Raw genomic sequence first — 18,855 nt, 5'->3', positions numbered from 1 at the left:
TCACAAGGAGTTGCTGAATGAAGAAGTTATTTGCTGCTGTGGCCGCTGTTGCGGCGTTTTCGGCCCACGCGGGCGACCTGTCGGTAGCCGCTTCCCCGGTGCCGCACGCCGAGATCCTGGAGTTCGTGAAACCTGCATTGGCCAAAGAGGGCGTCAACCTCAAGGTCAAGGTCTTCACCGACTACATCCAGCCAAACGTACAAGTGGCCGAAAAACGCCTGGACGCCAACTTCTTCCAGCACCAGCCGTACCTGGATGAGTTCAACAAGGCCAAGGGCACCCACCTGGTCAGCGTTGCAGCCGTTCACCTTGAACCGCTGGGTGCTTACTCGAGCAAGTACAAAAAACTTGATGAACTCAAGGATGGCAGCACCGTTGTCATCCCCAACGACGCCACCAATGGCGGCCGTGCGCTGCTGCTGCTGGACAAGGCTGGCCTGATCAAGCTCAAGGACTCGACCAACATCCTGTCCACGGTCAAGGACATCACCGCGAACCCTAAAAACCTGAAGTTCCGCGAACTGGAAGCCGCCACCATTCCGCGCGTGCTGACCCAGGTTGATCTGGCGCTGATCAACACCAACTACGCGCTGGAAGCCAAGCTGAACCCGGAAAAAGACGCACTGGTCATCGAAGGTAGCGACTCGCCTTACGTGAACATTCTGGTAGCTCGCCCGGACGATAAAGATTCGGCTGACATGCAAAAGCTGGTTGCAGCCCTGCATACCCCGGAAGTGAAAGCCTTCATTCTGGAAAAATACAAAGGCGCCATCGTTCCGGCGTTCTAAGCATTACCAGTAGTCGCTGCCGCAAACTGCGGAGGGAGTTTCCAAGCCTTCGAGAAAACGGGGGGCTTCGCCCCCCCTTCGCAGCCTGCGGCAGCGACTACAGGCTTCTTTCCTTTACTTGCGCTCAACCAACCCCGGCAACTGGGCAACCATCTTCTGGTTGTTGAACGGTGCGCGGATAAAACCTCGCTGAGTGCCGTCCGGCCCGATCAGCGCCAGATTTCCACTGTGATCCACCGTGTAGTTCGGCTTGCTGGTATCCGCCGGAATAAATGGAATGCTCACCGCGTTGGCCAGTGTTTGCAGTTCATCGATGGAGCCCGGCGTCAGGCCCACAAACTGCGGGTCAAAGTAGCCCAGGTACTGCTTGAGCTGTTGCGGCGTATCGCGATTGGGGTCGACGCTGACCAGCACGATTTGCAGTTTGTCCTGCACCTCTTTAGGCAGCTCGCTTTTGATCTGACGCAACTGGGCGAGGGTGGTCGGGCAAATGTCCGGGCAGAAGGTGTAGCCAAAAAACAGCAGGCTCCACTTGCCTTTCAGCTCGTTCATCACCACCGGCTGGCCGTCCTGGTTGGTCATTGTCACCTGCGGCAACTGACGGCTTTGCGGCAGCAAAATGATCCCCGCATCAATCAGAGACGTGTTGTCGCCCTGACTTTTACCCGACATCATTTTGTTAAACGTCAGGCCCATGACCAACGCCACCAGCGCAACGAGGATATAGACGGTTTTTTGAGTTTTAGTCATAGGTTCAACACTAGGTAGTGATCGACAAGCAGCGCGATAAACAGCAAGAACAGGTAATAGATAGAGTACTTGAACGTGTTGATCGCCGCGTGCGGCTGGGTGCCACGGTACAACACCCACGCCCAATGCAGAAAGCGTGCGCCCAACCCTAGCGCACACGCCAGATAGAGCAAGCCGCTCATGTGAATCACAAACGGCAGCAGGCTGACTGCCAGCAGCACGAAGGTGTACAGCACGATATGCACCTTGGTGTAGTGCTCGCCATGGGTCACCGGCAACATCGGGATATCAGCCTTGGCGTATTCCTCCTTGCGATGAATGGCCAGCGCCCAAAAATGCGGCGGGGTCCAGGCGAAGATAATCAGCACCAGCAGCAGCGGCTCGGCGGTGACGTGCCCCGTGACTGCCACCCACCCCAACAATGGCGGCGCCGCACCGGCCAGCCCGCCGATCACAATATTCTGCGGCGTGGCCCGCTTCAAAAAACCGGTGTAAATCACCGCGTAACCCAGCAAAGACGCCAGCGTCAGCCAGGCGGTGAGGGGATTGGTAAACGTCAGCAGCAGCCCCATGCCCGCCAAGGCCAGCAACAGGGCGAATGACAGCGCGCCAAGCGGTGACACACGCCCCTGCGCCAGCGGGCGTTTATGGGTGCGGGCCATGACGGCGTCAATGCGCCGGTCCACCACATGATTGACCGCCGCAGCCCCGCCTGCACACAGTCCAATCCCCAGATTTCCGAAGATCAGTACTGTCCAGGGCACTCCGGCACGGGTCGCCAAGAACATGCCCACCAGCGAGGTAATCAACATCAGTACCAGCACTTTGGGTTTGGTCAGTTCCAGATAATCGCGCCACAACGCTTGCTGCGCCCGTTCGCCAATCAAGGTCGCCACGGCTGTTCTCCTTTCAGGCTGTAGGTCCAGCGGGCAAAGCGCGGGGCCCGGACCCTGACCAGGGCCGTACGCGCGTGGTAGTTGACCAGTACCAGCGTCATCAGTAACGCCGCGCCACCGGCGTTGTGTGCCACCGCCACCGCCAGCGGCAAGCCAAACAGTACATTGCTGAGCCCCAGACTGATTTGCACCGCCAGCGCCACCAGCAGCAACCCCGCCAGGCGGGTCATGCCGACCCTGCGCAACTGCCAGGCCAGGCCCAGCAACACCAGGGTCAGCAACAGCGCGCCCAGACGATGGGTGAGGTGGATCGCCGTACGGGCCTCACTGTCCAGTTGCCCGCCAAGGTAGTTGGGACCGATGTGCTGAGTCAGGTGAAAGCCATTGGCAAAGTCAGCTTCGGGCCACCACTGGCCGTGACAGGTCGGCACGTCGACACAGGCCACGGCGGCATAGTTGGAACTGACCCACCCCCCCAGCGCGATTTGCATGATCGCCAGCACCAACCCGGCCGTGGCCCAGCGCTGCAAGCGACGGGGCACAGCCAGCGCGGGCAAGACGCCGGACAGGCGCAGGGTCAGCAAAAACAGCAGGCTCAAGGTCGCAAAACCGCCCAGCAAATGGCCCGTGACCACCTGCGGCCACAATTTGAGCGTCACCGTCCACATGCCAAAAGCCGCCTGGGCAATCACCACCAGCAAAATGAACAGCGGCAGCTTGAGCGGTTGATCAGGCACATGCCGTTGCCGCCAGGCCCGTGCCGCCAACAGCACGATCAATAAGCCCAGGGTGCCGGCGAAATAACGATGGGTCATCTCGCTCCAGCCCTTGTCAGCCTCCACCGGAGTATCGGGAAAGTGCAGTTCGGCATGGGCCAGTTGCGCCTCGGTCTTGGGCACGCTGATAAAGCCATAGCAGCCGGGCCAGTCCGGGCAGCCGAGCCCGGCGTGGGTCAGGCGGGTGTAGGCGCCGAGCAGCACCACCACCAGCGCCAGCAAGGTGGCAAACAACGCGAGGCGAAATCCAGCTTTGGCCATGACAGAGCCCCTATCCGATATTGGACAGCTTGAGCAGCAGGCGCAGGTCGTTGAGCACGTCCTTGCCGATAACCCCGGGGCCGTAGCGCAGCACCAGATTGCCGTGGGGGTCGATGATCCACAGTTGCGCGGCACCGTTGCCCTCGGCGCCCTGTGTATAAGTCGGCACGTCCAGGGTGTAGCGCTGTAACTGCGGATACTCGAGTTGCAGCTTGGCGGCGTAGGCCGCGTCCACGGGCTGTGCGACCGCCAGCCCGTGGGTTGCACGGGACGCATCGCGGCCCAGGCCGATTTGCAGTTGGCGGGCCAGATACACCAGTTGCTGGCAATCCGCCTCGCAGGCTTGTGGCGCGGTCACCAGCAATTGCCAGCGTTGCTCATCGGCCGCCACACCAAGGGCGGCCCGGCTTTGCCCGTCGCCAATCAGCTCACCGTGATAGCTGCGGCTGTCGGGCACCCAGAATTTGAGTTTGTACATGCCCGTGGCCAACACCATGGGGCCAACGGTAAGCAGCAAAATAAAGACCAGCTGCAACCGTCCGCGCCGACGTGTAGCCGGGGACGGGACGCGTGCGGTATCAGGCTGATTGATGGCCGTTCCCATGGCGTTTCTCCTGAGCAGTGTGCCAACCGAGGTACAGATAAAGACCGAGCAAGGCCAGCGCCATCGCGAACCACTGCACGGCATAAGCGGTGTGTTTCTCCGGGCCCATGCCCGTGGAGATCAGCGGCCAGTCGGCCTGATACGCTGCGGGGCCGGGGGCGATACGCACCTCATCGGCAAAACCTTCGCGGCCCAGCTCGGCCCACAATTTGTCAGGCATCACGGCCGTTACCAGTCGTGGCCAGGGCGCGTCCGACGGATCGGCGTGTAACTGAAAGGGCGTGCCCGGAGACTCATAGACCCAGGCCTGAACGTCCAGTATCTGATCGGGGGTGGTGAACACGGGCGGTGTCTGGCGGCTCGGCCACGGCAACCAGCCACGATTGAGCAGCAGCCACTGGCCGCTAGCCTGATCCTGAAAAGGTTGCAGCAGCTCGACGCCGACCTTGCCGTCCCGCACGCGGTTGTCCAGCAACAGGCTGTGTTGCCCATCCAGATGCCCGCGCAACTGCACGCGGCGAAAGGCCGGGCCGTCCAGGGTCAGCAGTTGCCCGACCGTTACCGGCGCGGCCACCTGGCGCTCGGCGTAGCTGTCGAGCAACACGCGTTTCTGCTCACCGCGGCCAAGCTGCCAGAACCCCAGAAACACCAGCACAGGCAGCAGTGCCAGCACCACCAGGGTGGGTGCAACACCGGGACGAAAGCGCGTCATAGCACGTAGACAAACAAGAACAGGCCGAGCCAGACCACGTCCACAAAGTGCCAGTACCACGTTGCGGCCTGGAAGCCGAACTGGTGCTCGGCAGTGAAATGCCCTCGAACGATACGAATCAGCATGATCAGCAGAATCAGTGCACCAATGGTCACGTGGGCGCCGTGAAAACCGGTGAGCATGAAGAAAGTCGCACCGTAGATCCCGGAGCCCAGGGTTAGCCCCAGCTCTTTGTACGCGTGGACATACTCTTCGGCCTGGAACCCCAGAAAACCGGCGCCCAGCAGCACCGTGACGGCCAACCAGAACTTGAGTGCCCCGCGATGACCTTTGTTCAGTGCGTAGTGGGCAATGGTGAGCGTGATGCTGGAACTGACCAGCAGCACTGTGTTGAGCAGTGGCAAGCCCCAAGGGCTGATGGTGCCTTTGGGCGGCGGGTAGAGGGCCGGGTCGGGGGTGTGCAGCAGCGGCCAGGCAAATTGAAAGTCAGGCCACAACATGTGCGCCACTCCCTTGCTGCCTTCGCCACCCAGCCAGGGGCCCGCAAAGTGGCGTACATAAAACAGCGCGCCAAAAAACGCGAGAAAGAACATCACCTCGGAAAAAATAAACCAGGTCATGCCCCAACGGAACGAACGGTCCAGTTGCGAGCTGTAGAGCCCGGCGCGGCTCTCCTTGATAACCGCGCCGAACCAGCCAAACATCATGTAGGCCACTATCAGGGCGCCGACAAAGAAGATCAGCGGGCCATGGGATTCAGGCCGCGCCGCCTTCAGATCGTTGAACCAGGTCCCCAGGCCATACACCGTGACCAGCAAGCCGATCGTGGCAATGATCGGCCACTTGCTTTGCGCCGGGACGTAGTACTGATCATGAGTTGCCATGGGGCTTTCTCCTTATCGGGAAGGCTGGTCAGCGTCCTTGCCAGCGATAGCGGCGACGGGCGGATGGCGAGCGGTGATATCGAACAGCGTGTAGGCCAGCGTCAGGTGTTTCACATCCTTGGGCATGGCCCGATCGACGATAAAGCGCATCGGCATCTCGATCCGTTCACCCGGTTGCAGCACCTGCTGGGTAAAGCAAAAACACTCGGTTTTGTGAAAGTACTGAGCCGCTTCGGCGGGAGAAATACTCGGCACCGCCTGCGCCGACATGGGGTGGTCGGTGGGGTTGTAGGCCACAAAGACCATCTCGTTGACCGAGCCGGGGTTGACCACCAACTGATCGCCCTTGGGATAAAAGTCCCACACCATGTCGATGGCATTGGTGGACAGAAACTGCACCCGTACCTGACGACTCGGGTCCACCACCTGCTCACCTTCGTACTGCCCGGCAGTCTTGCCGTTGATACCGAAGGCCCTGCACATCACGTCGTAAATAGGTACCAGCGCAAAGCCGAAGGCGAACATCACCACCACCATCAGTGACAGGCGCAGGACCAGGCGCTTGATGGAAGAGGACTCAGTCATGACCGTCTCCTGCAGGGATGTTCACTTGATCTCCGGAGGCGTCGTAAAGGTGTGGTAAGGCGCAGGTGAAGGCACGCTCCACTCCAGACCCTCGGCACCGTCCCACGGTTTGGCCGGTGCTTTCGGGCCGCCGCGAATGCATTTGATGACGATAAACAGGAACAGAAACTGCGTAACGCCAAACATGAATCCGCCAATCGACGACACCATGTTGAAGTCGGCAAATTGCAGGTTGTAGTCCGGAATCCGCCGCGGCATGCCCGCCAGCCCCACAAAGTGCATCGGGAAGAAGGTCAGGTTCATGCCCACAAACGACAGCCAGAAATGCAGCTTGCCCAAGGTTTCGTCGTACATGTGACCGGTCCATTTCGGCAACCAGTAGTAGGTCGACGCGAAGATCCCGAAGATTGCTCCCGGTACCAGCACATAGTGGAAATGCGCCACCACGAAATAGGTGTCGTGGTACTGGAAGTCCGCTGGCGCAATGGCCAGCATCAACCCGGAAAACCCGCCAATGGTGAACAGGATCACAAAGGCCACGGCGAACAGCATCGGTGTTTCAAAGGTCAGCGAGCCTTGCCACATGGTGCTGGCCCAGTTGAACACCTTGACCCCGGTCGGCACCGCGATCAGCAACGTGGCGTACATGAAGAACAGCTCGCCCACCAACGGAATGCCGACCACAAACATGTGGTGCGCCCACACGATAAACGACAGGAATGCGATGCTGGCCGTGGCGTAGACCATCGAGGTATAGCCGAACAGCGGCTTGCGCGAGAAGGTCGGGATGATCGAGCTGACGGCACCGAAGGCCGGCAGGATCATGATGTACACCTCGGGGTGCCCGAAGAACCAGAACACGTGCTGGAACAACACCGGGTCTCCGCCACCGGCCGCGCTGAAAAAGCTGGTGCCAAAGTGGATGTCCATCAACATCATGGTCACCACGCCCGCCAGCACCGGCATGACCGCGATCAGCAAGAAGGCCGTGATCAGCCAGGTCCAGACAAACAGCGGCATTTTCATCAAGGTCATGCCGGGGGCACGCAAATTCAGGATGGTGGCGATCACGTTAATCGCGCCCATGATTGAACTGATACCCATCAAATGGATGGCAAAAATAAAGTAAGTCACGCTTTCGGGTGCGTACGTTGTGGACAGTGGCGCATAGAACGTCCAGCCGAAATTAGGCCCACCACCGGCGGTAAACAAGGTCGATACCAGCAGCAGGAACGCTGCGGGGAGCAGCCAGAAGCTGAAGTTGTTCATCCTCGGCAAGGCCATGTCGGGTGCGCCGATCATCAACGGAATCATCCAGTTGGCCAGGCCGACAAACGCGGGCATCACCGCGCCGAACACCATGATCAGCCCATGCATGGTGGTCATCTGGTTGAAAAAGGCCGGAGCCACAATCTGCAGGCCGGGCTGGAACAGCTCGGCGCGAATGACCATCGCAAACGAGCCGCCGAGCAGGAACATGCAGAAGCTGAACCACAGGTACAAGGTACCGATGTCTTTGTGGTTGGTGGTCAACACCCAGCGCATCAGGCCTTTGGCCGGACCATGGGCCTGGCCGTCTGCATGTCCGTGGTCATCGATAACAGCACTCATGTCCTGACTCCTGCAAACAGCTGGACCAAGAAGCCAGCGGCACATTGCCCCCGACCGTTGCGTGCGCACGTCACTGAGCGGCTCACTTGCCTTGCGCCTGTTTGAGCGCCAGCACGTCTTTTGGCGTCACCATGTCGCCTTTGTTGTTGCCCCAGGCGTTGCGTTCATAGGTCACGACGGCGGCGATATCCACTTCGGACAACTGCTTGCCGAAAGCGGCCATGGCCGTGCCCGGCTTGCCGAAGAACACGCGGTGCAGGTGATCGGCGGCCGGGCCGGTGGCAATCGGTGAAGCCTTGAGCGCCGGGAACATGGGCGGCAGACCCTGACCTTCGGCCTGGTGACAGGCTACGCAGGCGGTGTGATAGACCTTGTCGCCACGAGCCACCAGCTCGTCGAGGGTCCAGTCCTTGCTGGTCAGCTCCTTGAGCTGCGCGGCCTGGGCCTTGCGCTCGGCCAGCCAGGCGTCGTAGTCCGCACGGGTTTTGACATCGACCACAATCGGCATAAACCCGTGGTCCTTGCCGCACAGCTCGGCGCATTGGCCTCGATAGATGCCGGGCTTCTCGACGCGGGTCCAGGCTTCGTTGATAAAGCCCGGAATGGCATCACGCTTGACCGCAAAGGCAGGCACCCACCAGGAGTGAATAACGTCGGCCGAGGTCACCAAAAACCGCACTTTGGCGCCAATGGGCAACACCAGTGGCTCATCGACTTCGAGCAAGTAGTGCTCGCCCTTGGGGGCCTGGTTATGGATTTGGTCGGCGGGTGTGGCCAGGTTGCTGAAGAATTCGACGTCCTGTCCCAGGTATTTGTAATGCCACTTCCACTGATAGCCGGTGACCTGGATATCCACATCCGAATCACTGCTGTCATAGATATTGATCAGGGTCCTGGTCGCAGGCACGGCCATCGCGATCAGGATGACCAGAGGGATTACGGTCCAGAGAATTTCGACCGTGGTGCTCTCATGGAACTTGGCCGCCACCTGGCCGGTGGAGCGACGGTGAACGATCATTGACCAGAACATGGCACCGAAGACGATGATGCCGATCACCACGCAGATCCAGAAGATGATCATGTGCAGGTCGAAGACCGCATGACTGACTTCGGTCGCCCCAGGCGACATGTTCACTGTCCAGGCCGCGTGAGCCTGGCCGAACACTGACCACAACAGCAAACCCATCCATAGATGTGGATGTCGCATCGCGGTGCTCCCCTTTATTTTTCTTGTTATTGCGCCGGTCTGCATCTGTGTTACGGGCAGCGCTACAAGGGGGCGGTTTCAAAACCTGCGAACTCTTACCGCCGAGCCTCGTCTGCTCAAGCAGTCGGGCGTCATCAAAAAACGGTTACAAAAACGAGTATAGACACCGAGTCCAACCCCGCAATGGGAGGGGCAAAAACAATGAAATAACCCCCCATCGACAAATGGCACTCACTGCCCGGTCATAAAATGAATAACAATACTCCCCCTGAAAAAAAGCCTCTCCTTGACTTGAGGAGGGCTACTTTTAAAGTACTTCCCTGCCTAGCACCCCCCCTGGAGTTCCAATGAACACCGCCGCCATCCGCGTGCAGATCTCGCGTGCCCAAGAACATGAGGCCGAAACGGGCCTGCTCGCCAAGCATCTGGCCGCTCAATTGCCACACCTTCACACCGCCATTCAACTGCCTGAAGTCGACCGCAATCTGGTGATGACACGTTTCGTCAGCGCCTACATCGACCAGGTGCCCGACTTGCTCGATGCGGCCAATGAGGTTGCTCGCGAGGCCGGTATCGAATCGCAAATCAAGCCGATACTGAAAATCGCCGAACAGTTTTTTGCCCAGCCACTGCCACTGCTCGCGGGTCACGAAGGCCTTGAGGGTTTGCTGGATGAGGCTTACCTGGCGCACCGTCTGGTCGAAGAGGTCAACGACCTCTACATCAAGCACTTCCAGCAGCCACTGATCCCGCTGGACATGACGGTGGCCAACCTGATTGCCCACCAATTGATTGGCGAAGACTTTGCCAACCAGCTGGACGCCGCCGTGCATCACGCTGTTGACCTGATGCTCAATGACGAAAGCTTCGCTCTGGAATCGGTCGAAGCCTACCGCGAGCGCCTGACCAGCCCCGAGACCGGCGCGGCCTGGAAGCGCTGGCCTTGCCTGTCCAAGCAATTGGGTGTCGGGTTGGCGTTGTAATCACAAGCTTGTAGCCGCTGAGGAGCGTAGCGAGGCTGCGTTCGGCGGCGCAGAGCCTGAGTGCAAGTTCTGCCTGACACACTGTGCAATTCGTCTTTACGACGGCTACGCCGCCGATCGCAGCCTTCGTGCCTCGTCAGCGGCTACAAGTGTCGCGCCGTTTAAAACCGTGCTTTAGGCGTCGCGCTCGGGATCGCAGTGGTGCCATCCAGCGGCAGGAAGGCGCCCTTGTCGGCGTCGTAGGCCTTGATCTGACTGGTTTCGATATCGTAAACCCAGCCATGAATAAACAGATGCCCGTTGGCCATTCGTGACGCCACCGACGGATGCGTGCGCAAGTGCTGCAACTGGGCAATCACGTTCTCTTCGGTCAGTACGTGCATGCTTTCGGCTTCGTTGGCGCAATTGCAATTGTCCTGAACCATGGTCTTGGCCACTTCAACGTGGTGCAACCAGGCTTTTACCGTCGGCATTTTTTTCAGGCTGGCGGGGTTGAGCACTGCACGCATCGCGCCGCAATCGGAATGCCCGCAAATGATGATGTGCTGCACGCCCAGTGCCAGCACCGCGTACTCGATGGCCGTCGAAACACCGCCGTTCATCTGACCGTATGGCGGTACGACGTTGCCAACGTTACGGGTCACGAACAAATCACCCGGCGCGCTCTGGGTAATCAGCTCCGGCACGATTCGCGAATCGGCACAGGCAATAAACATCGCACGCGGGCTTTGTGCCGTGGCGAGTTTTTTGAAAAAGGCTTCTTGTTCAGGGAAGATTTCGTGATGAAAGTGCAGAAAGCCATCAACGATATGGTGCAGTGCTGTATCAGCACTTTCAGCCGCGGCCGAGGGCTGTGGTTTAGGCTTGTCAGTCATCGGTATATCCCTGGGCAAAGTGGAGACGAATGTTACCTGAACTCAAATCCTGCTGAAAATACACAACCCGTAGCAACTTTCAGCAACGGACTACAAATCCAGGGCTGCCAGCGCTTTTGCCGCGTCTTCCAGCTCCAGTTCACTGAACACCTGAACCCCGGCACCGATCAATAACGCCGCCGTCACGCCCTGACCTTCGACCTTCACGCCGCCAAAACTGCCGTCATACGTCTGCACATTGCCGCAAGACGGGCTGTTGGCCTTGAGGATGGCGATGCGGATGCCGTGCTGCGTCACCAGCGCCAGCGCCTGCCGGGCCCCGGATAAAAAGGCTGCGGTCACATCCTCGCCTTCGACAGTCATCACCGGCGCTCTGCCCGCAAGCACTTCAACTCCTTGGCCGCCGGGGATTTCCGCCGGCGCACGGGGTGTCGGCAAACCACCCGCCACTTCCGGGCACAAGGCAATGACCCGACCTTCAGCCTGCCACCGGGCCAATTGCGCATACGGGCCGCTGGCGCCGCCGTCGTAGCGCACGGGATGGCCCAGCAGGCAGCGGCTGATCAACAGTTTGTGGCTCATAGAACTATCTCGGTGGCACGACGACGAAACCAACCGGTCAACGACAAACGGTCACGGGTCGCTGGCATCACTTCGTGGGGGATCTCACCCGAGAGGAACACCACCAGACAACCACCGGTCGGCAACACGTCATAGTCGACATTTCCTTCGAGGTACATGCGCAAATGCCCACCGTGCTCGGGCAGCCAGCTCTGATTGAGGTACACCACGGCCGACACCATGCGCCTGTCATCGTCGCGAAAGCGGTCCAGATGCTTGAGGTAGAACGCACCGGGCGGGTACAGCGCAAAGTGACTTTCAAAGTCTTCCAGGCCCAAAAAAAGCCTGCGATTCATGGCGATTCGCAGGCTTTCCATTAACTCCAGATAACTGTCACAGGCCAAAGCCTCTCCCGGCTCCAACCATTGGATATGGTCACCCCGTATACCCTCGCGAACCTCCTGGGTCAGGCCGCGCCCAACCGCTGCGGGAGTGAGTTCACCTTCAGCAGAACGTTTATGGCACTCAGCCGCCAGCTCGAGGGTCAAAGCCTCGGGCAGGAAAATAGTTTGCTGTGACCATCCCTGCGCGTACAGGTCGTCGACGATGCGTAGAAACAGCGGGTGATCAGAGGGTATTGGCATGGCGCGCATAGTATCGAGCCGCCTCAAAATCTGACAGCTCCGTCTGGCCGGCAACGTCGAAAAATTTCACCTGTGCATTTAAAGCCCATTAGAGCGAGACGAATTCTCGACAAGTCCTACGCCACACCCGGACAATAGCGCCCTGCAGACAGGAGCCCCTCATGCGCCGCTTGTTTTTACTGTTAATGATGTTTTGTACGTTACCCGCATGGGCAGATAACCTTGATGATCTGTTTACGGTCGCCGGCTGGCCGCAGCAACGCGCGCATTTCAATGATGCCCTGAGCGCCGCTCAGCAGCGCTACAGCAACAACTTGCCGCCTGCGGTCTATCAGGCACTGGTCAACAACAGCAACCAGCGTTTTGCGCCTGATGCAATGGACCAACGGGCCAGGGACCAGATGCGCAAACACCTGCCAGATCCTGATCCTGCCCTGGCCTTTTTTCAGTCGCCGCTGGGTCGCAAGATCGTGGCCGCCGAACTGCTGGCCACACGCCGCGATCAACTGGCCAAGCACGCACAAGGCTTGCCGCGCATGGAAGCCAGCGCCACTCGTCAGTTGCTGATCAATCATTTATCCCGCGCACTGCCTGCCCGTGAAGCCGGAGCTGAAGTCAGCCTGGCCATTGCTGGCGTTGCCGCCGACAGCTTGAGCTCGATGATCCCGGGGCTGCTGGGTGGCGGGCAGGCGCAAAGCATGTTGAATGGCCAGCGCCAGCGGTTGATGGACCAGATCGCCGGTGAGCTGGATAACACGTTGCTCTACGTGTATCGCGACCTGTCTGACCCGGAGCTGGAAGAATTCGTCACCTTTGCTGAGTCACCTGAAGGCAAGACCTATTACCAGGCAGCTCTGGCCGCGATCCGCGCCGGGTTGGCAGTCGGGCAAAGTACCTCAAACCTGAGCCAGTAGGCTTAAGCCCTACAGGCTCACTATCAAGTTCAAAAGAACTTATCCAGAAACGCAAAATACCTCGCGCGGATTTCTGCCGTTTCATTCGCCAGATGGTGGCGCGCTTCAGGTAATAGCAGTATCTGCGGCTGCTTGAACCTCGCGTTCAGTACCTCAAGGTTATGTTGCCAGTCCACCGTCTTGTCGGCTTCGCCCTGAATCACCAACGGCTGGCGCACACTCGGTGATGCGCCTTCAATACGCGGAATCCAGCGCGCCAGTGCCCCCACCCACGCCGTTGGCAAACGTACCGGCTGCAGCGGATCGGCTTGCAGAAATGCCAGGAAATTCGGGTCGTTGGAGTTCTCGCTAAAGCGCCGGGCAATCCCTTTGACGAAAGGGCGCAGCAAGTAATAACTGAACTTTGACCAGCCCCAGCCTTTGGGGCGAACCAGTGGCGAGAGCAAAATGGCCTGCCCTTGAGCCGGGCTGTGCTCCCCGTGGTTCAGCAAGTGATCGAGGACAATCGCCCCGCCCGTGCTTTGCCCGCACAGGTGCCAAGGCTGGGGTAATTGCAACGATTGCGCCTCGATAAACAACCCTTGCAGGACTGCCTGGTACTGCGTGAAATCATCGATGCTGGCCCGCTCTCCACTCGACAGCCCATGCCCCGGCAGGTCACAGGCAATCACGGCAAACCCCCGGTTCAATCCCCACTCGATCACATGCCGATACAGCCCCATGTGGTCATAAAAACCGTGAATCACAAACAGGGTCGCCACAGGCGGGGTGTCGGGCCACCACACCTGACTGACCAGTTCGAAGCCGCCAGCGCTAAAGCGACCCAACTGGCGTTTGACCGCAGCCGGACGCAGAGGAAAATCCAGCCCATAAAAGTGCTGATACGCCAGACCCTCTCTCGATAACGGTTGAGCCGCGGCCAACGGCTGCAAGCTGGCGCGCAAGGAATCGGGGGCAAACGGGGCAGGCATAAGGGCTTCCAGACAGGGCGCACAGGCGCAAAACAGGCTTTATAGACCATCGATATTCATCTGTCAGGTCAGGCATGGCAAGCTACGCGACCTTCAAGGAGCTTTTGCATGCCGGTGCCCACGCTGAAAACTCTGTTGGCCTGCCTGCTGACGCTGATCTGCGCAGTGGGGTTGTGGCTCGCTTACGACTGGTTCCAGGGCCGCTACATTCGCGCTTTCAGCGATCAAACCGCGCTATTTGCAGGCGACGTACTGAGCCTGCCTGGCGAACTGTCCGGCCCGGGTGCGATTCGAGTGGTGCATTTCTGGGACCCGGCCTGCCCGTGTAACGTTGGCAACCAGCGGCATCTCGGTGAACTGCTGGCCCATTACGTCCCGCAAGGTGTCGAGTTCTACTCAGTGAAAAAGCCCGGCACTCAAGGCCAGTTGCCCTCCACCCTGGGCGCCATCAAGCCCTTGGCCAGCCTGCCCGGCGCCGAACGCCTGAGCGCCAGCCCGGCCGTGGCCATCTGGGACCGCAGCGGCCAACTGGCCTACTTCGGTCCCTACAGCGAAGGTGCCACCTGCAACGCCAGCAACAGCTTTATCGAACCCATCCTGCAAGCCCTGAGCGAAGGCCGTCCGGTCAAGGCCACCCACACCATGGCCGTGGGCTGCTATTGCCCGTGGCAGGCTGATAACGCCGCACGTTGATAGCGTCCCGGTGCACTTGAGCAGAACAAGGAGTAGTTCCATGAAACGCAGCCTGACTCTTATCGCTCTTGTCGTCGCGTCCATCGCAGGCGGCGGGTTCTGGTACGTGCAAAGCAAACTGCCGACACGCCAGGGCCAAGTCGGGCTTGCTGCACTGCAGGGGCCGGTCACGGTGCGTTATGACGAGCGCGGGGTGCCGCATATTCGGGCTGGCAACCAGGCTGACCTGTATCGCGCCCTGGGCTATGTGCAGGCCCAGGACCGGCTGTTTCAGATGGAAATCATGCGTCGCCTGGCGCGGGGTGAGCTGGCCGAGGTGCTGGGGCCCAAGCTGGTCGATACCGACAAACTGTTTCGCAGCCTGCGCATCCGCGAGCGGGCTGCCAGTTACCTGACGGAGCTGGATCCTCAATCCCCGGCTTTTCTGGCCTTGCAGGCGTATCTGGACGGGATCAATCAGTTCCAGGCCAACAATCCAAACCCCGTGGAGTTCGACCTGCTGGGCATCACGCCACGGCCCTTTACCGCCGAAGACACCATCAGCGTTGCCGGTTACATGGCCTACAGTTTTGCCGCCGCCTTTCGTACCGAACCGCTGCTGACGTACGTGCGCGATCAACTGGGCAGCGACTACCTGAAAATCTTCGACCTCGACTGGCAACCCCAGGGCGTATTGGCCCCGGCACTGGCGGCCAATGACTGGAAAACCCTGGGAGCGCTGGCCCGACTGAGCGATCAGGCCCTGAGCCAGGCAGGCTTGCCACAGTTCGAGGGCAGCAATGCATGGGTGGTGGCGGGCAAACGCACCCAAAGTGGCAAACCGCTGCTGGCAGGCGACCCGCACATCCGCTTTTCGACACCCTCTGTGTGGTACGAAGCACAGCTTTCGGCACCGGATTTTGAGCTGTACGGCTACCATCAAGCCTTGGTTCCGTTCGCCTTTTTGGGCAACAACCGGGATTTCGGCTGGAGCCTGACCATGTTCCAGAACGACGATCTGGACCTGATCGCCGAGAAGACCAACCCCGACAATCCCAATCAGGTCTGGTACCACGGCCAGTGGGTCGACATGACCCGCACCGAGCAGCAGATTGCCGTCAAGGGCGAGGCACCGGTCACGCTTACACTGCGCCAATCACCCCACGGGCCGATCATCAATGACGTGCTGGGCGCAACGGCGGGCAACACGCCGATCGCGATGTGGTGGGGTTTTCTGGAAACGAAAAATCCGATCCTGGAAGGCTTCTATCAGCTCAACCGTGCCGACAGCCTGAGCAAGGCGCGCACGGCCGCAACCTTTATTCAGGCGCCGGGACTCAATCTGCTATGGGCCAACGCCAAGGGCGATATCGGCTGGTGGGCAGCGGCGCAATTACCCAAGCGCCCGGCCGGGGTCAACCCGGCGTTCATTCTGGACGGCAGCACCAACCAGGCTGACAAGGACGGTTTCTACCCGTTCAGCGCCAACCCCCAGGAAGAAAACCCGGCACGAGGCTATATCGTGTCAGCCAACTTCCAGCCGTTATCCCCTGCTGGCATCGAGATTCCCGGTTACTACAACCTGGCGGACCGTGGCCAGCAGCTAAATCGCCAGCTCAGCGATAACAGCGTGAAGTGGAACCTCAAAAACAGCCAGGCCCTGCAACTGGGAACCGCCACAGACTACGGCCAGCGTGTGCTCAAACCCCTGTTGCCCGTACTGCGCGAAGTCGTCACGGTTCCAGCCGAGCGCAAACTGGTAGAACAACTGGCGCAATGGACAGGTGATTACCCGCTCGATTCGATTGCCGCCACCGTGTTCAACCAGTTCTTGTACAGCCTCACTGAAGCCACCATGCGCGACAAATTGGGCGACGCCTTTTTTGACACCCTGCTGACGACGCGAGTGGTTGATGCTGCCTTGCCACGCCTGGCCGCAAGCCCGGACTCGCCGTGGTGGGACAACCGCACGACACCGCAAAAAGAGAGCCGCGCTGACACGGTCAAAGTGGCCTGGCAGGCCAGCATTGCCCACTTGAAGGCCGTCCTGGGCGACGACCCCGGACAATGGCGCTGGGGCCGGGCCCACACCCTGACCCACGAGCACCCGCTGGGTCGACAAAAGCCTCTGGACTGGCTGTTCAACGTCGGTCCCTTCGCCGCTCCCGGCAGTCACGAAGTGCCGAACAACCTCAGCGCCAAACTCGGCAACGCACCGTGGCCGGTGACCTACGGCCCATCAACGCGGCGCTTGATCGACTTTGCCGACCCGGCCCACGGGCTGACCATCAACCCGGTGGGTCAAAGCGGCGTGCCCTTCGACAAACACTACCGTGATCAGGCCGAGTCCTACATCGAAGGCGACTACGACAAGCCTCATATGGACGAAGCCGAAATCCAGCTCAACACCCGCAGCACCTTGTGGCTGATGCCGGTGCGGTGAGAGTTGAAGTTTTCTGTAGCCGCTGAGGAGCGCAGCGAGGCTGCGTTCGGCGGCGTAGCCGTCGTAAAACCGGACACTGCACCGTCTCAGGGAAACCCGGATGGAGGATTTACGGTCGCTGCGCTCCTCAGCGGCTACACATCACTTTTGGCTAGCGCAGTGCGTAATCCAGCACGATCCCCACAAAAATCGACAAGCCTGCCCAGTGGTTATGCAGGAAAGCTTTAAAGCAGCGCTGCGGATCACGGTCGCGGGTGTACCAGAACTCCCACACAAAACACGCCGCCGCGCCCAACAGCCCAAGGTGGAACCAGCCGCCCAGTTCAAAGTGCGAACCTGCCAGCAGCAGACAGCCCAGGGCCAGACCCTGCAGGCTCAGGATAATCACGCGATCAGCATCGCCAAACAGGATCGCCGTGGATTTGACACCGATTTTCAGGTCGTCTTCGCGGTCGGTCATGGCGTAGTAAGTGTCGTAGCCCACCGTCCACAGCAGGTTGGCGATGTACAGCAACCATGCCGCAGCAGGCAAACTGCCGGTTTCGGCGGTGAAGGCCATCGGGATGCCCCACGAGAACGCAGCACCCAGTACCACTTGCGGGTAGTAGGTATAGCGCTTCATGAACGGGTAGGTCGCGGCCAGTGCCAGCGCGCCGAATGACAACCAGATGGTCGGTGCATTGGTGCACAGCACCAGCAGGAAGCTGAGCCCCATCAGCAGGGCAAAAAACACCAACGCCTCTTTGCTGCTGATTTTTCCGCTGGCCATCGGCCGTTGTTCCGTTCTTTTTACGTGACCATCCACCTTGCGATCGGCGAAGTCGTTGATCACGCAGCCGCCCGCTCGCGTCAGGATCACGCCGAATACAAAGATCAGCAGATTACTTAGCGAGGGCACACCTTTGGCGGCAACCCACAGTGCCCACAGGGTCGGCCACAGCAACAGGTAGATGCCGATGGGCTTGTCCATGCGGGTCAGCTGGATGAAGTCCCAGGCGCGAGGGTTCAACCGGTTGAGTGATTTGAGCAGGCGCATGTACATCAGTTGTTCTCCGACCGGGCACTGAGGGCGGTCCACAGTTTGGGTAAAAACACTTCGGCCACCAGCACACTCAGTGCCCCGCGAACAAAGCGCGAGCGGCGGGCCCACAGGTGATCGACCTGGTCGACCCGTGGCAACCAGTGGCGCGGGTAGTGACACACCTGCAGCGCCCCACGCTCAAAGGCCTGATCGCTAAACAGCAACTCGCCCAATGAGCGGGTGCCCAGCTCGTCCATATTCAGGCCGCCCTCTTGCAGCGAGCTTTTGGCCGCCACGCTGCGAGCAAACACCCACGGCTGGCCGTGCCCGCGCAAATACACTTCACGCACCCAGCCCTGAATGCCCTGGGGCAGTTCAAGTGCAGCACATTCGTCCGGGCGCAACATCTGCCAGCCCTCAAAAAGTGGAAGCACGCTGAAGGAATCGTCTGAAATCGCAGTGAGACGCCGGGTCAGAGAACCCTCATCAAACAGCCAGTCGAACGTTTGTGCGTCAGGCAGGGCAGGAAGTTGGCCTTGCTCAAGCCAGACGGGGGAGACAAGCGCAGAAGTTATGTGCGGCACAGTGGGTCATAATTGGCAGCCATTGAGGTCGGCGAGCTTATCACGCCGGTCCCTGATTGAGCGGCCTTGGGCCTTTTGGCAGTATTGGTGCTTGCATCTGCCTGTGGTCATCA

The 18,855-nt window shown here is 59.8% G+C and carries 20 protein-coding genes; 5 read left to right on the top strand and 15 right to left on the bottom strand.

Annotated elements, in window-relative coordinates; all coding sequences use genetic code 11:
• The first annotated feature begins 17 nt into the window (after positions 1-17).
• Positions 18-788, top strand: a complete 771-nt coding sequence (locus VSQ83_RS00335; protein ID WP_046809345.1) for a MetQ/NlpA family ABC transporter substrate-binding protein — start codon at positions 18-20, stop codon at positions 786-788.
• Positions 789-902: 114 nt separating this feature from the next.
• On the opposite strand, the gene VSQ83_RS00330 is transcribed toward VSQ83_RS00335, so the two are convergent.
• From VSQ83_RS00330 to coxB, 9 genes are all read right to left on the bottom strand, one after another.
• Positions 903-1,538 (bottom strand): SCO family protein, encoded by a 636-nt coding sequence (locus tag VSQ83_RS00330; protein WP_133075093.1) that lies wholly within the window; start codon positions 1,536-1,538, stop codon positions 903-905.
• Positions 1,535-2,434 (bottom strand): heme o synthase, encoded by a 900-nt coding sequence (gene cyoE, locus VSQ83_RS00325; RefSeq protein WP_133075092.1) that lies wholly within the window; start codon positions 2,432-2,434, stop codon positions 1,535-1,537. The genes VSQ83_RS00330 and cyoE overlap by 4 nt, the downstream gene beginning before the upstream one ends.
• Positions 2,422-3,471 carry a COX15/CtaA family protein gene (locus tag VSQ83_RS00320; protein WP_133075091.1) on the bottom strand — a complete coding sequence of 350 codons (1,050 nt, stop codon included), beginning with the start codon at positions 3,469-3,471 and terminating at the stop codon, positions 2,422-2,424. The genes cyoE and VSQ83_RS00320 overlap by 13 nt, the downstream gene beginning before the upstream one ends.
• A gap of 10 nt (positions 3,472-3,481) precedes the next feature.
• Positions 3,482-4,075, bottom strand: a complete 594-nt coding sequence (locus VSQ83_RS00315; protein ID WP_219262029.1) for a hypothetical protein — start codon at positions 4,073-4,075, stop codon at positions 3,482-3,484.
• Entirely contained in the window at positions 4,050-4,787 is a 738-nt protein-coding gene (locus tag VSQ83_RS00310; RefSeq protein WP_219262028.1) for an SURF1 family protein, read from the bottom strand. Before VSQ83_RS00310 ends, VSQ83_RS00315 begins: the two co-directional genes overlap by 26 nt.
• Positions 4,784-5,671 carry a cytochrome c oxidase subunit 3 gene (locus VSQ83_RS00305; protein ID WP_133075088.1) on the bottom strand — a complete coding sequence of 296 codons (888 nt, stop codon included), beginning with the start codon at positions 5,669-5,671 and terminating at the stop codon, positions 4,784-4,786. The genes VSQ83_RS00310 and VSQ83_RS00305 overlap by 4 nt, the downstream gene beginning before the upstream one ends.
• A gap of 12 nt (positions 5,672-5,683) precedes the next feature.
• The gene (locus VSQ83_RS00300; protein WP_133075087.1) at positions 5,684-6,256 is read right to left on the bottom strand and encodes a cytochrome c oxidase assembly protein; all 573 of its coding nucleotides are present in this window, start codon (positions 6,254-6,256) and stop codon (positions 5,684-5,686) included.
• A gap of 21 nt (positions 6,257-6,277) precedes the next feature.
• On the bottom strand, positions 6,278-7,867 hold the full coding sequence (ctaD, locus tag VSQ83_RS00295; protein WP_133075086.1) for a cytochrome c oxidase subunit I: 1,590 nt from the start codon (positions 7,865-7,867) through the stop codon (positions 6,278-6,280).
• An 82-nt stretch (positions 7,868-7,949) separates the two neighbouring features.
• Complete coding sequence (coxB, locus tag VSQ83_RS00290) at positions 7,950-9,074, bottom strand: cytochrome c oxidase subunit II (RefSeq protein ID WP_326425004.1); 1,125 nt, start codon at positions 9,072-9,074, stop codon at positions 7,950-7,952.
• A 347-nt stretch (positions 9,075-9,421) separates the two neighbouring features.
• On the opposite strand from coxB, the gene VSQ83_RS00285 reads away from it, so the two are divergent.
• On the top strand, positions 9,422-10,057 hold the full coding sequence (locus VSQ83_RS00285; protein ID WP_133075084.1) for a hypothetical protein: 636 nt from the start codon (positions 9,422-9,424) through the stop codon (positions 10,055-10,057).
• Positions 10,058-10,218: 161 nt separating this feature from the next.
• Here the strand turns inward: VSQ83_RS00285 and VSQ83_RS00280 are convergent, their stop codons facing one another.
• From VSQ83_RS00280 to VSQ83_RS00270, 3 genes are all read right to left on the bottom strand, one after another.
• Complete coding sequence (locus tag VSQ83_RS00280) at positions 10,219-10,932, bottom strand: carbonic anhydrase (protein ID WP_133075083.1); 714 nt, start codon at positions 10,930-10,932, stop codon at positions 10,219-10,221.
• A gap of 90 nt (positions 10,933-11,022) precedes the next feature.
• Positions 11,023-11,514 (bottom strand): DUF523 domain-containing protein, encoded by a 492-nt coding sequence (locus VSQ83_RS00275; protein WP_133075082.1) that lies wholly within the window; start codon positions 11,512-11,514, stop codon positions 11,023-11,025.
• Positions 11,511-12,146 carry a 2OG-Fe(II) oxygenase gene (locus VSQ83_RS00270; RefSeq protein WP_133075081.1) on the bottom strand — a complete coding sequence of 212 codons (636 nt, stop codon included), beginning with the start codon at positions 12,144-12,146 and terminating at the stop codon, positions 11,511-11,513. The genes VSQ83_RS00275 and VSQ83_RS00270 overlap by 4 nt, the downstream gene beginning before the upstream one ends.
• A gap of 152 nt (positions 12,147-12,298) precedes the next feature.
• On the opposite strand from VSQ83_RS00270, the gene VSQ83_RS00265 reads away from it, so the two are divergent.
• A complete protein-coding gene (locus VSQ83_RS00265) occupies positions 12,299-13,051 on the top strand; it encodes a DUF2059 domain-containing protein (protein WP_133075080.1) in 753 nt (250 codons plus the stop codon).
• A gap of 29 nt (positions 13,052-13,080) precedes the next feature.
• Here VSQ83_RS00265 and VSQ83_RS00260 read toward each other — a convergent pair whose 3' ends face one another.
• The gene (locus VSQ83_RS00260) at positions 13,081-14,022 is read right to left on the bottom strand and encodes an alpha/beta hydrolase (RefSeq protein WP_326425002.1); all 942 of its coding nucleotides are present in this window, start codon (positions 14,020-14,022) and stop codon (positions 13,081-13,083) included.
• A 108-nt stretch (positions 14,023-14,130) separates the two neighbouring features.
• Here VSQ83_RS00260 and VSQ83_RS00255 point away from each other — a divergent pair, with 108 nt between their 5' ends.
• A complete protein-coding gene (locus tag VSQ83_RS00255) occupies positions 14,131-14,715 on the top strand; it encodes a DUF6436 domain-containing protein (protein WP_326425000.1) in 585 nt (194 codons plus the stop codon).
• Between the two features lie 40 nt (positions 14,716-14,755).
• A complete protein-coding gene (locus tag VSQ83_RS00250) occupies positions 14,756-17,137 on the top strand; it encodes a penicillin acylase family protein (RefSeq protein WP_326424998.1) in 2,382 nt (793 codons plus the stop codon).
• Positions 17,138-17,288: 151 nt separating this feature from the next.
• Here the strand turns inward: VSQ83_RS00250 and ubiA are convergent, their stop codons facing one another.
• Positions 17,289-18,179, bottom strand: coding sequence for a 4-hydroxybenzoate octaprenyltransferase (gene ubiA / locus VSQ83_RS00245; protein ID WP_133075076.1), 891 nt, complete (start codon positions 18,177-18,179; stop codon positions 17,289-17,291).
• Positions 18,179-18,742: a chorismate--pyruvate lyase family protein gene (locus VSQ83_RS00240; protein WP_219262026.1), complete on the bottom strand. Its 564-nt coding sequence runs from the start codon at positions 18,740-18,742 to the stop codon at positions 18,179-18,181. The genes ubiA and VSQ83_RS00240 overlap by 1 nt, the downstream gene beginning before the upstream one ends.
• Positions 18,743-18,855 lie beyond the last annotated feature (113 nt).

This window comes from Pseudomonas sp. DSV-1 (assembly GCF_035830915.1).
In the GTDB taxonomy this organism is placed as follows: Bacteria; Pseudomonadota; Gammaproteobacteria; order Pseudomonadales; family Pseudomonadaceae; genus Aquipseudomonas.
This window is presented reverse-complemented; position numbering and strand designations above follow the sequence as displayed.

What these genes read in the sequence shown, in the direction of transcription:
- ubiA (WP_133075076.1), bottom strand. Translation starts at nt 18,179, where the DNA reads ATGTACATGCGCCTGCTCAAATCACTCAACCGGTTGAACCCTCGCGCC.
- VSQ83_RS00330 (WP_133075093.1), bottom strand. Translation starts at nt 1,538, where the DNA reads ATGACTAAAACTCAAAAAACCGTCTATATCCTCGTTGCGCTGGTGGCG.
- VSQ83_RS00265 (WP_133075080.1), top strand. Translation starts at nt 12,299, where the DNA reads ATGCGCCGCTTGTTTTTACTGTTAATGATGTTTTGTACGTTACCCGCA.
- VSQ83_RS00300 (WP_133075087.1), bottom strand. Translation starts at nt 6,256, where the DNA reads ATGACTGAGTCCTCTTCCATCAAGCGCCTGGTCCTGCGCCTGTCACTG.
- VSQ83_RS00305 (WP_133075088.1), bottom strand. Translation starts at nt 5,671, where the DNA reads ATGGCAACTCATGATCAGTACTACGTCCCGGCGCAAAGCAAGTGGCCG.
- VSQ83_RS00250 (WP_326424998.1), top strand. Translation starts at nt 14,756, where the DNA reads ATGAAACGCAGCCTGACTCTTATCGCTCTTGTCGTCGCGTCCATCGCA.
- VSQ83_RS00310 (WP_219262028.1), bottom strand. Translation starts at nt 4,787, where the DNA reads ATGACGCGCTTTCGTCCCGGTGTTGCACCCACCCTGGTGGTGCTGGCA.
- VSQ83_RS00270 (WP_133075081.1), bottom strand. Translation starts at nt 12,146, where the DNA reads ATGCGCGCCATGCCAATACCCTCTGATCACCCGCTGTTTCTACGCATC.
- VSQ83_RS00320 (WP_133075091.1), bottom strand. Translation starts at nt 3,471, where the DNA reads ATGGCCAAAGCTGGATTTCGCCTCGCGTTGTTTGCCACCTTGCTGGCG.
- VSQ83_RS00335 (WP_046809345.1), top strand. Translation starts at nt 18, where the DNA reads ATGAAGAAGTTATTTGCTGCTGTGGCCGCTGTTGCGGCGTTTTCGGCC.
- ctaD (WP_133075086.1), bottom strand. Translation starts at nt 7,867, where the DNA reads ATGAGTGCTGTTATCGATGACCACGGACATGCAGACGGCCAGGCCCAT.
- VSQ83_RS00260 (WP_326425002.1), bottom strand. Translation starts at nt 14,022, where the DNA reads ATGCCTGCCCCGTTTGCCCCCGATTCCTTGCGCGCCAGCTTGCAGCCG.
- VSQ83_RS00255 (WP_326425000.1), top strand. Translation starts at nt 14,131, where the DNA reads ATGCCGGTGCCCACGCTGAAAACTCTGTTGGCCTGCCTGCTGACGCTG.
- VSQ83_RS00285 (WP_133075084.1), top strand. Translation starts at nt 9,422, where the DNA reads ATGAACACCGCCGCCATCCGCGTGCAGATCTCGCGTGCCCAAGAACAT.
- VSQ83_RS00315 (WP_219262029.1), bottom strand. Translation starts at nt 4,075, where the DNA reads ATGGGAACGGCCATCAATCAGCCTGATACCGCACGCGTCCCGTCCCCG.
- VSQ83_RS00275 (WP_133075082.1), bottom strand. Translation starts at nt 11,514, where the DNA reads ATGAGCCACAAACTGTTGATCAGCCGCTGCCTGCTGGGCCATCCCGTG.
- coxB (WP_326425004.1), bottom strand. Translation starts at nt 9,074, where the DNA reads ATGCGACATCCACATCTATGGATGGGTTTGCTGTTGTGGTCAGTGTTC.
- VSQ83_RS00280 (WP_133075083.1), bottom strand. Translation starts at nt 10,932, where the DNA reads ATGACTGACAAGCCTAAACCACAGCCCTCGGCCGCGGCTGAAAGTGCT.